12 protein-coding genes are annotated in these 13,401 nt (G+C 64.5%); 10 read left to right on the top strand and 2 right to left on the bottom strand.

Features of this window, described 5'->3' with window-relative positions; translation table 11 throughout:
• The first annotated feature begins 207 nt into the window (after positions 1-207).
• The 9 genes from V3314_RS05595 (at position 208) to V3314_RS05555 (ending at position 10,465) form a co-directional block, all read left to right on the top strand.
• Positions 208-1,890 (top strand): NAD(P)/FAD-dependent oxidoreductase, encoded by a 1,683-nt coding sequence (locus V3314_RS05595; protein ID WP_046614429.1) that lies wholly within the window; start codon positions 208-210, stop codon positions 1,888-1,890.
• Positions 1,891-1,904: 14 nt separating this feature from the next.
• Positions 1,905-2,699 carry a carbon-nitrogen hydrolase family protein gene (locus tag V3314_RS05590; RefSeq protein WP_046614430.1) on the top strand — a complete coding sequence of 265 codons (795 nt, stop codon included), beginning with the start codon at positions 1,905-1,907 and terminating at the stop codon, positions 2,697-2,699.
• 144 nt (positions 2,700-2,843) lie between these two features.
• The gene (gene pqqF / locus V3314_RS05585; protein ID WP_338460001.1) at positions 2,844-5,144 is read left to right on the top strand and encodes a pyrroloquinoline quinone biosynthesis protein PqqF; all 2,301 of its coding nucleotides are present in this window, start codon (positions 2,844-2,846) and stop codon (positions 5,142-5,144) included.
• 157 nt (positions 5,145-5,301) lie between these two features.
• A complete protein-coding gene (pqqA, locus tag V3314_RS05580) occupies positions 5,302-5,373 on the top strand; it encodes a pyrroloquinoline quinone precursor peptide PqqA (protein WP_003243383.1) in 72 nt (23 codons plus the stop codon).
• 78 nt (positions 5,374-5,451) lie between these two features.
• Positions 5,452-6,363: a pyrroloquinoline quinone biosynthesis protein PqqB gene (pqqB, locus tag V3314_RS05575; protein WP_085600082.1), complete on the top strand. Its 912-nt coding sequence runs from the start codon at positions 5,452-5,454 to the stop codon at positions 6,361-6,363.
• Positions 6,364-6,519: 156 nt separating this feature from the next.
• Positions 6,520-7,275 (top strand): pyrroloquinoline-quinone synthase PqqC, encoded by a 756-nt coding sequence (pqqC, locus tag V3314_RS05570; protein ID WP_003255592.1) that lies wholly within the window; start codon positions 6,520-6,522, stop codon positions 7,273-7,275.
• The gene (pqqD, locus tag V3314_RS05565) at positions 7,272-7,547 is read left to right on the top strand and encodes a pyrroloquinoline quinone biosynthesis peptide chaperone PqqD (protein ID WP_085600078.1); all 276 of its coding nucleotides are present in this window, start codon (positions 7,272-7,274) and stop codon (positions 7,545-7,547) included. The genes pqqC and pqqD overlap by 4 nt, the downstream gene beginning before the upstream one ends.
• Entirely contained in the window at positions 7,519-8,679 is a 1,161-nt protein-coding gene (gene pqqE, locus V3314_RS05560; RefSeq protein WP_338460000.1) for a pyrroloquinoline quinone biosynthesis protein PqqE, read from the top strand. Before pqqD ends, pqqE begins: the two co-directional genes overlap by 29 nt.
• Positions 8,645-10,465, top strand: a complete 1,821-nt coding sequence (locus V3314_RS05555) for a S9 family peptidase (RefSeq protein ID WP_338459999.1) — start codon at positions 8,645-8,647, stop codon at positions 10,463-10,465. Before pqqE ends, V3314_RS05555 begins: the two co-directional genes overlap by 35 nt.
• Positions 10,466-10,581: 116 nt before the next feature.
• On the opposite strand, the gene V3314_RS05550 is transcribed toward V3314_RS05555, so the two are convergent.
• Entirely contained in the window at positions 10,582-10,740 is a 159-nt protein-coding gene (locus tag V3314_RS05550; protein WP_009681539.1) for a YqaE/Pmp3 family membrane protein, read from the bottom strand.
• A 152-nt stretch (positions 10,741-10,892) separates the two neighbouring features.
• Complete coding sequence (locus tag V3314_RS05545; protein ID WP_338459998.1) at positions 10,893-12,173, bottom strand: aminotransferase class III-fold pyridoxal phosphate-dependent enzyme; 1,281 nt, start codon at positions 12,171-12,173, stop codon at positions 10,893-10,895.
• 209 nt (positions 12,174-12,382) lie between these two features.
• Between V3314_RS05545 and V3314_RS05540 the strand changes: the two genes are divergently transcribed.
• Positions 12,383-13,306 carry a LysR family transcriptional regulator gene (locus tag V3314_RS05540; RefSeq protein WP_338459997.1) on the top strand — a complete coding sequence of 308 codons (924 nt, stop codon included), beginning with the start codon at positions 12,383-12,385 and terminating at the stop codon, positions 13,304-13,306.
• Positions 13,307-13,401: the final 95 nt, after the last annotated feature.

Raw genomic sequence — 13,401 nt, 5'->3', positions numbered from 1 at the left:
TCCCACCGGGGGCCGATGCTGTGCTTGAGACGGGTAGGCTTCCTGTTCGTCATAAAGTTATCTTGTTTATATATTTCGACGATACAAGCTACATTCAGACAACACTCTGCGCCTTAATAACGAACATCACACCCCCTAAAATGGCCCCCAGGCATCTCCTATACTCAGGCTCCGCCCGCTGCGCAGCCTCTCTGGCAAGGTCACTTCATGAACAAGAAAAACCGCCACCCAGCCGATGGTAAAAAACCCGTCACCATCTTCGGCCCGGACTTCCCCTTCGCCTTCGACGACTGGCTGGAACACCCCGCAGGCTTGGGTAGCATCCCGGCCGAGCGCCATGGTGAGGAAGTGGCAATCGTGGGCGCCGGTATCGCCGGCCTGGTAGCGGCCTACGAGCTGATGAAGCTGGGCCTCAAGCCGGTGGTGTACGAAGCCTCCAAACTGGGTGGCCGGCTGCGCTCGCAAACCTTCAACGGCACCGACGGGATCATTGCCGAACTGGGTGGCATGCGCTTCCCGGTGTCGTCCACTGCCTTCTACCACTACGTGGACAAGCTGGGCCTGGAGACCAAACCGTTCCCCAACCCGCTGACCCCGGCCTCGGGCAGCACGGTGATCGACCTGGAAGGCCAGACCTACTACGCCGAAAAACCCACCGACCTGCCCAAACTGTTCCACGAAGTGGCCGATGCCTGGGCCGATGCGCTGGAAAGCGGTGCGCAGTTCGCTGACATCCAGCAAGCCATCCGTGACCGTGACGTGCCGCGCCTGAAAGAACTGTGGAACAAGCTGGTACCGCTTTGGGACGACCGCACGTTCTACGACTTCGTCGCCACCTCGCGCTCGTTCGCCAAGTTGAGCTTCCAGCACCGCGAAGTGTTCGGCCAGGTCGGCTTCGGCACCGGCGGCTGGGACTCGGACTTCCCCAACTCGATGCTGGAAATCTTCCGCGTGGTAATGACCAACTGCGACGACCACCAACACCTGGTGGTCGGCGGTGTGGAGCAGGTACCGCAGGGCATCTGGCGCCATGTACCGGAACGCTGCGTGCATTGGCCGGAAGGCACCAGCCTGAGCGGGCTGCATGGCGGCGCGCCGCGTACCGGGGTCAAGCGCATCGCCCGCGCCGCCGATGGCCGCCTGGCGGTCACCGACAACTGGGGCGACACCCGTCACTACAGTGCCGTGCTCGCCACCTGCCAGACCTGGCTGCTGACCACCCAGATCGACTGCGAGGAATCGCTGTTCTCGCAAAAGATGTGGATGGCCCTGGACCGCACCCGCTACATGCAGTCGTCGAAGACCTTCGTCATGGTCGACCGGCCGTTCTGGAAGGACAAGGACCCGGAAACCGGCCGCGACCTGATGAGCATGACCCTCACCGATCGCCTCACCCGTGGCACCTACCTGTTCGACAACGGCAACGACAAGCCGGGGGTGATCTGCCTGTCGTACTCGTGGATGAGCGATGCGCTGAAGATGCTGCCGCATCCGGTGGAAAAACGCGTGCAACTGGCCCTGGACGCACTGAAGAAGATCTACCCGAAGACCGACATCGCCGGGCACATCATCGGCGACCCGATCACCGTTTCCTGGGAGGCCGACCCGCACTTCCTTGGCGCCTTCAAGGGCGCGCTGCCTGGGCACTACCGCTACAACCAGCGCATGTACGCGCACTTCATGCAGCAGGACATGCCTGCCGAGCAGCGCGGCATGTTCATCGCCGGTGACGATGTGTCGTGGACGCCGGCCTGGGTGGAAGGCGCGGTACAGACATCGCTGAATGCGGTGTGGGGTATCATGAATCACTTCGGTGGCCGCACCCACCCGGACAACCCCGGCCCAGGCGACGTGTTCGACGAAATCGGCCCGATCGCCCTGCCGGACTGAGACAAGGAGGCAGCATGCGCATCGCTCTGTTTCAGGGCGCACCCAAGCCACTGGACGTGCCCGGCAACCTGCAACGGTTGCGCCACCAGGCGCAACTGGCGGCCGAACGTGGCGCCAGTTTGCTGGTGTGCCCGGAGATGTTCCTGACCGGCTACAACATCGGCCTGCCCCAGGTCGAGCGCCTGGCCGAGGCCGTCGATGGTCCGGCGGCCATGGAGGTGGTGGAGATCGCCCAGGCGCACCGTATCGCTATCGTCTACGGCTACCCGGAGCGTGGCGATGATGGAGCCATCTACAACAGTGTGCAGCTGATCGATGCGCATGGCCGCAGCCTTGGCAACTATCGCAAGACCCACCTGTTCGGCGAGCTGGACCGCTCGATGTTCAGCGCAGGTGCCGATCACTTCCCGGTGGTGGAGCTGGATGGCTGGAAGGTCGGCCTGCTGATCTGCTACGACATCGAGTTCCCGGAGAATGCCCGGCGCCTGGCGCTGGACGGTGCCGAGCTGATCCTGGTGCCGACGGCGAACATGTCGCCGTACGACTTCATCTGCCAGGTGACCGTGAGGGCGCGGGCGCAGGAGAACCAGTGCTACCTGGTGTATGCCAACTATTGCGGCTCGGAAGGCGAGATCCAGTATTGCGGGCAGAGCAGTATCATCGGCCCGGATGGCAGCCTGCTGGCGATGGCCGGGCGGGACGAGTGCCAGTTGCTGGCAGAGCTGGAGCATGAGCGGGTGGTGCAGGGGCGCGGGGCGTTTCCTTACCTCACCGATTTGCGCCAGGAGTTGCATCTGCGTAAGGGCTGATGGCCCTTTCGCGGGCACGCCCGCTCCCACAGGGTCTGCGCTGCCTTTCATACCTGCGCCATTCCTGTGGGATCGGGCGCGCCCGCGAAGAGGCCGGCCCTGCAAACAAATGGGTTAGCATGGACAGCAGTTACCGGAGCCCCCATGCCTGACGCCACCCGCCACCTCACCCTCGCCAACGGCCTGCAGCTGACCCTGCGCCACGCCCCGCGCCTGAAGCGCTCGGCCGCCGCCCTGCGGGTGCACGCGGGCAGTCACGACGCGCCGACCAGGTGGCCCGGCCTGGCCCACTTCCTGGAGCACCTGTTCTTCCTCGGCACCTCGCGTTTCCCGCTGGACGACGGCCTGATGCACTACGTGCAGGCCCTCGGCGGCCAGGTCAATGCCAGCACCCGCGAACGCACCACCGACTTCTTCTTCGAGGTCCCGCCCAGCGCCCTGGCCGGGGGGCTGGAGCGCCTGTGCCAGATGTTGGCCGAGCCAGACCTGGGCATCGAGCGCCAACGCCGCGAACGCGAAGTAATCCATGCCGAGTTCATTGCCTGGTCACGCAGCCCTCAGGCCCAGCAGCAGTTCGCCTTGCTGCAAGCCGCGGCGCCCGGCCATCCATTGGCCGCTTTTCATGCTGGTAACCGGCACACCCTGGCCTTGCAGAATCCCGCCTTCCAGCAAGCGCTCTGTGGCTTTCACCAGCGTTTCTACCAAGGCGGCCAGGTCGCCCTGAGCCTGTGCGGCCCGCAATCGCTGGATGAGCTGGAATTGCTGGGCCGGCAGCATGCCAAGCTGTTCGCAACGGGTGAACGGGTGCCACAAGCTCTGCCGCCGCCCTTAGCGACGACCGACACGCACCTGCTGTTCAGCCACGAAAACCTGCCGGCAGGTGCCGAGCAGGCCCTTGAGTTGCTGATCGCCTGCCTCGGCGATAGCCGCCCGGGCACCTGGCTGGATGCGCTTCGCCAGCGCGGCTGGCTGCAGGGCTTCAAGGCCGAGGCACTGTATGCCTTCGCCGGGCAGTTGCTGTGGCACATTGATCTGAAGCTGAGCGAGGATGCCTGCCCGGAGGAAGCCGGTGCCCTGTTGCATGGCTGGTTCGGCTTCATCCGCCAGGCCGCTCCTGAGCAATTGAGTGCCGAATTCGAGCTGCTGCAGCGAAGCCGCGAACGCAGTGCCAGCGCGCTTGAACTGGCCCGCCGGGACAGCGCCGGCCAGCCGTTCAGCGGTTTGGACACACAAGGCTTGCACGCCCTTCGTGCCCTGCTGGAAGGCCTGCCGGGCCGAGAACATGGGCACTGGCAACTGCCCGGCGTCGATCCCTTGCTCCTGGCCGACTTGCCTGATGCCAGTCCGCACCCCCTACCAGCAGCACTGAAAGTCAGCGATCAGCTGCCTGGCACTCGTCAGTACGCAGCGCTGTACCTGCGCTGGCATGTCCCTTCACCGTTGCGCCAGCGCCTGCACGCGCTGCTCGAACGTGCCCTGCACCCCATGCAGGAGCGCTGCGAGCGCGTATCGGTGCAGTTGCAGTTCAGTGCCGCTGGCGAATACTGGCAACTGCGCTGCGCCGGGCTACCGGCAGCGGTGCTGCGCACTGTGGAACAGGCCTTGGCATTGATGCGCAAGCCCCCGGCAGGCAGCTGGCTGCCCTGCTCGACGCAGCCTCCGGCGCTGATCCCCATCCGGGCCCTGCTCAAGCAGCTGCCCGACGCCGTGCTGGGCGCCGCGCCTGCACCTGCTCCGGCCTGCACCCTGGCACAGACGCATCTCGACAGCCTGTGGCAGCACGCAAGCTGGCACGGCCTGGCTGCCGGCTTCGACGATACCGCCCTGGACGCATTGGGCACCGTGCTGCAGAAGTGCCCTGGCCAAGGCTCGGCGCCTGGCCCTCTGCCCGCCTGGGCCAACCACCGTTGGCAACATGCCGAAGTACTCGGCAGTGAGCATGCCCTGCTGCTGTTCTGCCCACTGCCAGCGCCCATGGAAGCCGCTGGCCGCCTACTCGCGCAGTTGCTGCAAGGGCCGGTTTACCAACGGCTGCGGGTAGAATTGCAACTCGGCTATGCGGTATTCAGTACCTTTCGTCAGGTCGAGGGTGTCGGCGGCCTGCTGTTCGGGGTCCAGTCGCCTCACGCCAGCCAGGTACAGATCCTCGACCACCTGCTCACCTTGCTGCGCCAGGGCGTTACCCTCGCCCCTGTCGCTCGCCAGGCTCTGGCCGGGCAATTCGATGAACCGGCGATGGGTAATGCCGAAGTCGCCGAATGGGCGTGGCAGACATACCTGGCTACACAACCCGGCAGGCTGGATAGGCTGCGCAGGTCTATCCTGACTACGCGGCAGACGGATCTGGACCACCTGCTGAGCCACCTGCTCGGTACAGGTTCCACTTGGCTATGCTTGGCCAACGCTGCCGCACCAGATGCTTCCTGGCTGGGCTCAACCCCATGATTGTTACGAAAACCGCAATGGAGTTTTCGAATAATTAACCTTTCGGTACAAATTTTTCTTGTAAGATAGCGCAATCCCAGCCAAGGGAACCTCCAGCCAATGGCGGTACCCAAGTAGTAGCTGACAAACCCCCCCCTCATCCGGAAGGAGTAATTCCATGTGGACCAAACCTGCATACACTGATCTGCGCATCGGCTTCGAAGTCACCATGTACTTCGCCAACCGCTAAGCCCGGCTTACGGTTCAACGCCTCGGCCTGCCGGGGCGTTTTCGTTTTTTCGCTACGGTTTCTGCAGAGAGAGTGGCCATGTACATCCAGGTTCTCGGTTCCGCCGCCGGTGGCGGGTTTCCACAGTGGAACTGCAACTGCGACAACTGCAAGGGCTTGCGTGACGGCACCCTGCGTGCCACGCCACGCACCCAGTCGTCCATCGCCCTGTCCGACGACGGCGTGCACTGGGTGCTGTGCAATGCCTCGCCCGATATCCGCGCCCAGCTCCAGGCCTTTGCGCCGATGCAGCCGGCCCGTGCCCTGCGCGACACCGGCATCAACGCCATCATCCTGCTGGACAGCCAGATCGACCACACCACCGGCCTGCTCAGCCTGCGCGAAGGCTGCCCGCACCAGGTGTGGTGCACCGACATGGTCCACCAGGACCTGACCACCGGCTTCCCGCTGTTCAACATGCTCAGCCACTGGAACGGCGGCCTGCAGTGGAACCGCATCGAGCTGGAAGGCAGCTTCGTGATCGACGCCTGCCCCAACCTGCGCTTCACCCCGTTCCCCTTGCGCAGCGCCGCGCCGCCCTACTCGCCGCACCGCTTCGACCCGCACCCGGGCGACAACCTTGGCCTGCTGGTCGAGGACACCCGCACCGGCGGCAAGCTGTTCTACGCCCCGGGCCTGGGCCAGGTGGACGACAAGCTGCTGACGATGATGCACGGCGCCGACTGCCTGCTGGTCGATGGCACCTTGTGGGAAGATGATGAAATGCAGCGCCGTGGCGTGGGCACCCGTACCGGCCGCGAGATGGGCCACCTGGCGCAGAACGGCCCCGGCGGCATGCTGGAGGTGCTGGATGGCTTCCCACGCCAGCGCAAGGTACTTATCCACATCAACAACACCAACCCGATCCTCGACGAAGACTCGCCCGAGCGTGCCGAAGTGCTGCGCCGGGGTGTGGAAGTGGCCTTCGATGGCATGAGTATCGAGTTGTAAAAAGGTCTGCGAGTTGACACAACCCCCTGTGGGAGCGGGCATGCCCGCGAAAAATCCGACACGGTGTATGGCACCGGCTTCGCCGGTGTTCGCGGGCACGCCCGCTCCCACAGGGGGCGAGGTGAGCCGAGACTCAGCTATACAGGAGCCAGCCGAATGAGCGACGCACTGCCAATGTCCCCTGCCGAATTCGAGCAGGCCCTGCGCGCCAAGGGCGCCTACTATCACATTCATCACCCGTACCACGTGGCGATGTACCAGGGGCGCGCCACCCGCGAACAAATCCAGGGCTGGGTGGCCAACCGCTTCTACTACCAGGTCAACATCCCGATGAAGGATGCCGCGATCCTGGCCAACTGCCCGGACCGCGAAGTGCGCCGCGAATGGATCCAGCGCCTGCTCGACCACGATGGTGCACCCGGCGAGGACGGTGGTATCGAGGCCTGGCTGCGCCTGGGCCAGGCCGTGGGCCTGGACCCTGACCAGCTGCGCTCTCAGGAACTGGTACTGCCCGGTGTGCGCTTTGCCGTGGACGCTTACGTCAACTTCGCCCGTAGGGCCAGTTGGCAGGAAGCGGCCAGCAGCTCGCTGACCGAGCTGTTCGCCCCGCAGATCCACCAGTCGCGCCTGGACAGCTGGCCGCAGCACTACCCGTGGATCGACCCGGCCGGCTACGAATACTTCCGCACCCGCCTGGGCCAGGCCCGGCGTGACGTGGAGCACGGCCTGGCGATTACCTTGCAGCACTACACCACCCGCGCGGGCCAGGAGCGTATGCTGGAGATACTGCAGTTCAAGCTGGATATTCTCTGGAGCATGCTCGACGCCATGAGCATGGCCTACGAGCTGAACCGCCCGCCCTATCACTCCGTCACCCAGGAACGTGTGTGGCACAAAGGGATCACCCTATGAGTTTCGACCGTAATCAAGTGCCGAACTGGCGCCCCGGCTACCGCTTCCAGTACGAGCCGGCGCAAAAGGGCCATGTGCTGCTGTACCCAGAGGGCATGATCAAACTCAACGACAGCGCGGCCCTGATCGGTGGCCTGATCGACGGCCAACGCGACGTTGCTGCGATCATCAGCGAACTCGAAAAACAGTTCCCCGGTGTCCCGGAAGTGGCCGATGACATCGAGCAGTTCATGGAGGTGGCCCGTGCCGAACACTGGATCGTCCTCGCCTGAGTTACCGCCCACGCCCGCAGTCGGCCTGCCGCTGTGGCTGCTGGCCGAGCTGACCTACCGCTGCCCACTGCAGTGCCCGTACTGCTCCAACCCGCTGGACTTCGCAGCCCAGGGCCAGGAGCTGAGCACCGCACAGTGGTTCAAGGTGATGGCCGAAGCTCGGGAAATGGGTGCCGCGCAAATCGGCTTTTCCGGCGGAGAACCGCTGGTACGCCAGGACCTTGCCGAACTGATCGGCGAGGCCCGCCGGCTGGGCTACTACACCAACCTGATCACCTCGGGCATCGGCCTGACCGAAGCGCGTATCGCCGACTTCAGGAAGGCCGGCCTGGACCACATCCAGATCAGCTTCCAGGCCAGCGACGAGCAGGTCAACAACCTGCTGGCCGGCTCGAAGAAGGCCTTTGCGCAAAAGCTGGAAATGGCCCGTGCGGTGAAGGCCCATGATTACCCGATGGTGCTCAACTTCGTCACCCACCGGCACAACATCGACAAGATCGACCGCATCATCGAGCTGTGCATCGCACTGGAAGCCGACTTCGTCGAGCTTGCCACCTGCCAGTTCTACGGCTGGGCCCACCTCAACCGGCTGGGCTTGCTGCCGACCCGCGCGCAGCTGGAACGGGCCGAACGCATCACCAACGAGTACCGGGACAGGCTCAAGGCCGAGGGCAACCCGTGCAAGCTGATCTTCGTCACCCCGGACTACTACGAGGAGCGCCCCAAGGCCTGCATGAATGGCTGGGGCAGCCTGTTCCTCACCATCACCCCGGACGGCACCGCCCTGCCCTGCCACGGCGCGCGCCAGCTGCCGGTGCAGTTCCCCAATGTGCGCGACCACGACCTGCACCACATCTGGTACGACTCGTTCGGCTTCAACCGCTTCCGCGGCTATGAGTGGATGCCCGAACCCTGCCGTTCCTGCGACGAGAAGGAAAAGGACTTCGGCGGCTGCCGCTGCCAGGCCTTCGTGCTCACCGGCGATGCCAGCAACGCCGATCCGGTGTGCGCCAAGTCGGCCGACCACGGCATCATCCTCAAGGCCCGCGACGAGGCGGAAAGCGCCCAGCTCACCATTGAAGAGATGACCTTCCGCAATGAACGAAACTCCCGTGTCATCGTCCGCGGCTGAGTTCAGCGCGGCCCAGGCAGTTGCCGCCGGCACCGACTTCGCCGAACTCAAGGTCAGTGCTGCGGGGCTGTTCTGGAACGAGTTTCGCCCGGCCGACGGTGCCTGTCGCATCTGGCACTGGCAGCACCAGCAGGCCCGCTGCCTGACACCTGATGGCTTCAGCGTGCGTAGCCGGGTGTACGAATACGGCGGTGGCAGTTTCTGCCTGGGTGGTGACGGGCTGCTGTTCGTCAACGAAAAGGACCAGCAGGTCTATACCCAGGCCCTGGAAGGCGCAGCACCGCGCGCCCTGACCGATGATGCCAGCTGCCGCTACGGCGATGTGCAGTGGCACGACGGCCTGGTGCTGGCGGTCGAGGAGCAGCATGGCGAACGGGTCGAGCATCGCTTGGTCGCCCTGGGTGAACAAACCCGCGAAGTGCTCGCCGAGGGGGCCGACTTCTATGCATCGCCTACGGTGAGTGCCGACGGCCAGCGCCTGGCGTGGGTCGAATGGGACCGCCCGGCACAACCTTGGACCTTCACCAGGCTGATGTGCCGCACACGTGATGCAAGTGGATGGGGGCCCGCGCTATGTGTGGCCGGCGCTGACGAATCGCTGCAGCAGCCGCGCTTCGATAGCGAAGGCCGACTCTACTGTCTGTCCGACCGCAATGGCTTCTGGCAACCCTGGGGCGAGATCAATGGCTGCTGGCAGGCCCTGCCTGCCGAGCCCGCGGACCACGCTGCGGCACCTTGGCAACTGGGCGCCAGTACCTGGTTGGCGCTGGGGCCGCAAAGCTATCTGGCCAGCTGGTTCGAAGACGGCTTCGGGCAACTGGGGCTGCGCACTGCCGATGGCCGCCTGGAGCGTTTCGCCAGCGCCTACACGCGTTTTCGCAGCCTGGCCATGGATGCCGAACACCTGTACGCGATTGCCGCCTCGCCGATCAGCCCTCCGGCGGTCATCGCCATCGCCCGCGGCAACCACGAGGTCAGCGTATTGGCTGGTGGCGCCGAAGTGCTGCCGGCAAGGCATATCAGCCTGCCGCAGTCGTTCCACTACGGCAGTGACGGTCACCTCGCCCACGGTTTCTTCTACCCGGCCGCCCGCTCGCAAGGGGCCGCGCCGCTGGTGGTATTCATCCATGGCGGCCCGACTTCAGCCTGTTATCCCGTGCTCGACCCACGCATCCAGTACTGGACCCAACGCGGCTTCGCCGTCGCCGACCTCAACTACCGAGGCAGCACCGGCTATGGCCGTGAATACCGCCAGGCCCTGCACCTGCGCTGGGGTGAAAGCGATGTGGCCGATGCTTGCGCAGCGGTGGATTACCTGGCCGAACAGGGGATGATCGACCGCCACAAGGCGTTCATCCGTGGCGGCAGCGCGGGCGGCTACACCACCCTATGTGCCCTGGCGTTCAATAATGTTTTCCGTGCCGGCGCCAGCCTGTACGGGGTCAGCGACCCGATTGCCCTGGGCCGGGCCACCCACAAGTTCGAAGGGGACTACCTGGACTGGCTGATCGGCGACCCGCTGCAGGACGCCGAGCGCTATCGCCAGCGTACACCGCTGCTGCATGCTGGGCAGATCAAGGTGCCGGTGATTTTCTTCCAGGGCGAACTGGATGCGGTGGTGGTGCCGGAGCAGACGCGGTCGATGCTGGCGGCGTTGCAGGCTAACGGGATCGAGGCTGAAGGGCACTTCTATGCCGGGGAGCGGCACGGGTTCCGCAAGGCGGAGAACCTGGCGCATGCACTGGAAGAAGAATGGAAATTCTATTGCCGGGTGTTGGGGGGCTGAGATTCTGGGGCCGCTTTGCGGCCCATCGCGACACAAGGCCGCTCCTACATGGGGAACGCGACCTCCTGTAGGAGCGGCCTTGTGTCGCGATGGGCTGCAAAGCAGCCCCAGATGGCTTAACGCTTGGCGATGATATACACCGCATGCACGATCCCCGGAATGTACCCCAGCAAGGTCAGCAGGATATTCAGCCAGAACGCCCCGCCAAACCCCACCTGCAGGAACACGCCCAGCGGCGGCAGAATGATGGCGATGATGATGCGTATGAAGTCCATGCGAGTCTCTCCTGAAGGGGTTACATCAGAGACTAGCCGTCCGCCACAGAGGTTCAACCGGCAAAAAAAACGCCCCGGGCCGAATGAAACAGGCCAAGGGCGATGCGCAGGAACGCCAGACGGTTCGTAGAATTCTCGATGTCACCAGGCCGCTAGGCTGGCATTTCGCGGCGGGCCTGCTGCTGGGCATGCAGGCGGGCGAAGGCGCGAGCCAGGCGCAGCAGCATTTCGTCGATGTTGCCCTTGCTCACGGTGAGCGCTGGCGAAAAACGCACCACATCCGCCTGCGGTGCGTTGAGCAGCAAGCCTTCGTGCAGTGCTGCCGCCACCAGTTCGCGGGCGAGGTTTTCTTTCATCTGCAGGGCCCAGAGCAGGCCTTGCCCACGCACTTCGCCCTGGCCATAGCGCCCGGCCAGCCGGTTCAGGCCTTCACGCAGGTGGCGGCCGTTGTCCTGCACCTGGGCGAAAAAGCCAGGCTCCAGCACGGTATCCAGCACGGCCAAGCCGGCGGCGCACATCAGCGCGTTGCCATGGTGGCTGCCTTCCAGTTCGCCAGGCTCGGCGCAGCATGCCGTGCCCCGGGCCAACAAGGCCGCCAGCGGTACGCCACCGCCCAGGCCCTTGCCCAGAGTGATGATGTCGGCGCGCACGCCGTAGGTTTCCTCGGCCAGCAGCGCGCCACAACGGCCGATGCCTGTCTGCACCTCGTCGAGGATCAGCAGGATGCCAAGTTCGCGACACAGCGTTTCCACACCCTTGAGGTATTCCTGCGTGGCCGGGATGACACCCGCCTCGCCCTGGATCGGCTCGAGCATGATCGCCACGGTGCGCGAGTCCACCTCGGCGTGCAGCGCCGCCAGGTCGTTGAACGGCACCTTGCTGAAGCCCGGCAGGCCGGGCTCGCAGCGGTTGCATGGCAGCGGGTCGGACGCCGACAACGCGCCCAGGCTGCGGCCATGACAGGCCTGGGTGGCGGTGATGATGTGATAGGCGCCGTTGCGGTGCATCTGGCCCCACTTGCGCGCCAGCTTGATCGCGCCTTCGCAGGCTTCGGCACCGCTGTTGAGCAGGTAGGCCTGGTCGCTGCCGGTGCTCTGGCACAGGCGGTTGACCAGCCCCAGCAGGCCACGGCTGTGGAAGCCCGAGCCCGGGTTGATCAGCGCCTGGGCCTGATTGCCCAGCGCCTTCACCAGAACACTGGGGCTGTGGCCCAGGCTGTTGACTGCACCACCCTGAGTGAAGTCCAGGTAGGCATGCCCTTCGTTGTCCCACAACCAGGAACCCTGGCCACGCACGAACACCTGTGCTGCACGTTCGGTGCTGGGCATCAGGCGCTCACGCGACAACGGCGGCGCTTCCGGCACGATCACCGGCGCACGCTTGGGCTCGGCGACGGCGGCAGGGGCCGGGCGGCGCAGGTTGAACAGGTTCATCAAGGCTCCAACCAATCACGACAGGCGCGGCCACGGTGCGGTCTGGGTGCCGCTACTCGGTATTTTGCCTTGCCTATCAAAAGTGTTTTTCATTCGGGGTAACAATCGCTTGATTGATCGCTGTAACCCGTTGGAATACGGCGATAGACTAGGCCTCGCGAGGGTTTTCGACCATTTCGTTTTTCCAGCATTTTCGATAAGTGTTGCTTATGGATTTCCGCCAACTGCGTTATTTCGTCGCGGTGTATGAAGAAGGCCACGTGGGCCGCGCCGCCGAGCGCCTTTCACTGTCGCAGCCAGCGCTTTCCCAGCAGATCCGTCAGCTGGAGCACAGCCTCGACCTGAGCCTGTTCGAGCGCAGCAACAAGCGGCTGCTGCCAACTCTGGCCGCCCATACCCTGTACAACCACGCCCTGCCGCTGCTCGATGGGCTGCAGCGAGCCCACGAAGCGATGCGCAACTTCAAGGGCCAGTCGCTGCGTACCTTGGCCATTGGCGTGCTGCAGACCGTGCGGCCAAGCCTGGTGCCGCAGCTGCTCGAACGGCTGCGCAGGGCACAGCCGCACCTTGTGGTGCAGATCTACGAATTGTCGGGGCAGGAGATCGAACGGCGCCTGCTCAACGGCAGCCTGGATATCGGTATCAGCTACCTACCGCCACGCCAGCCAGGGCTGCATGGCCTGCTGCTGTACGAAGATGAGCTGCAGCTGGTCATCCCGGCCACCCACCCGCTGAAGGATTTCAAGAAGGTGTCCATTCGCCAGGCCGCCGAACTGCCCATGTTGATGCTGGGCGAGGAATTCCAGATTCGCCAGATCTGGCAGGCGCAACTGGCCAGCCAAGGCCGTCGGCCGCAGGTGCAGGCAGAGATGAACAACATGGCGGGGATTCTCGACAGCCTGGCCCATACCGCACTGGCCACCATCCTGCCGGGGCGGGCCAAGGAAGCTGCCGAGGATGATCAGGGGCTGCTGTGGAAGCCGTTGAGCGAGCCACGGGTACCATTGAAGGTTGGCTTGGTGTTTCGCGATGCCCAGCGCCAGCAAGCCTCTGTGGAGCTGCTGCGCACGCTGCTGGAGGAAGAGACGGACGCCCGCCTGTTGGGCTCATCACCGCTGGATGTGCTGGGCTGAAAAAACACGCGCACAAAGAAAACCCCGCCTAAGCGGGGTTTTCCAGACTGTTTCCCTGTGACATCCGTATCGCCCCGCCATCCTGGCAGGTGTTC

Origin of the sequence: Pseudomonas sp. TE3-3-F2023 (genome assembly GCF_036784815.1) — a bacterium.
GTDB lineage: Bacteria > Pseudomonadota > Gammaproteobacteria > Pseudomonadales > Pseudomonadaceae > Aquipseudomonas > Aquipseudomonas pudica.
The sequence above is the reverse complement of the archived record's forward strand: the minus strand, read 5'-3'. Positions and strand labels throughout refer to the sequence as shown.

Bases quoted from the DNA above. Each gene is read 5' to 3' on its own strand.
- V3314_RS05595 (WP_046614429.1), top strand. From the start codon at position 208: ATGAACAAGAAAAACCGCCACCCAGCCGATGGTAAAAAACCCGTCACC.
- V3314_RS05590 (WP_046614430.1), top strand. From the start codon at position 1,905: ATGCGCATCGCTCTGTTTCAGGGCGCACCCAAGCCACTGGACGTGCCC.
- pqqF (WP_338460001.1), top strand. From the start codon at position 2,844: ATGCCTGACGCCACCCGCCACCTCACCCTCGCCAACGGCCTGCAGCTG.
- pqqB (WP_085600082.1), top strand. From the start codon at position 5,452: ATGTACATCCAGGTTCTCGGTTCCGCCGCCGGTGGCGGGTTTCCACAG.
- pqqC (WP_003255592.1), top strand. From the start codon at position 6,520: ATGAGCGACGCACTGCCAATGTCCCCTGCCGAATTCGAGCAGGCCCTG.
- pqqD (WP_085600078.1), top strand. From the start codon at position 7,272: ATGAGTTTCGACCGTAATCAAGTGCCGAACTGGCGCCCCGGCTACCGC.
- V3314_RS05555 (WP_338459999.1), top strand. From the start codon at position 8,645: ATGAACGAAACTCCCGTGTCATCGTCCGCGGCTGAGTTCAGCGCGGCC.
- V3314_RS05550 (WP_009681539.1), bottom strand. From the start codon at position 10,740: ATGGACTTCATACGCATCATCATCGCCATCATTCTGCCGCCGCTGGGC.
- V3314_RS05545 (WP_338459998.1), bottom strand. From the start codon at position 12,173: ATGAACCTGTTCAACCTGCGCCGCCCGGCCCCTGCCGCCGTCGCCGAG.
- V3314_RS05540 (WP_338459997.1), top strand. From the start codon at position 12,383: ATGGATTTCCGCCAACTGCGTTATTTCGTCGCGGTGTATGAAGAAGGC.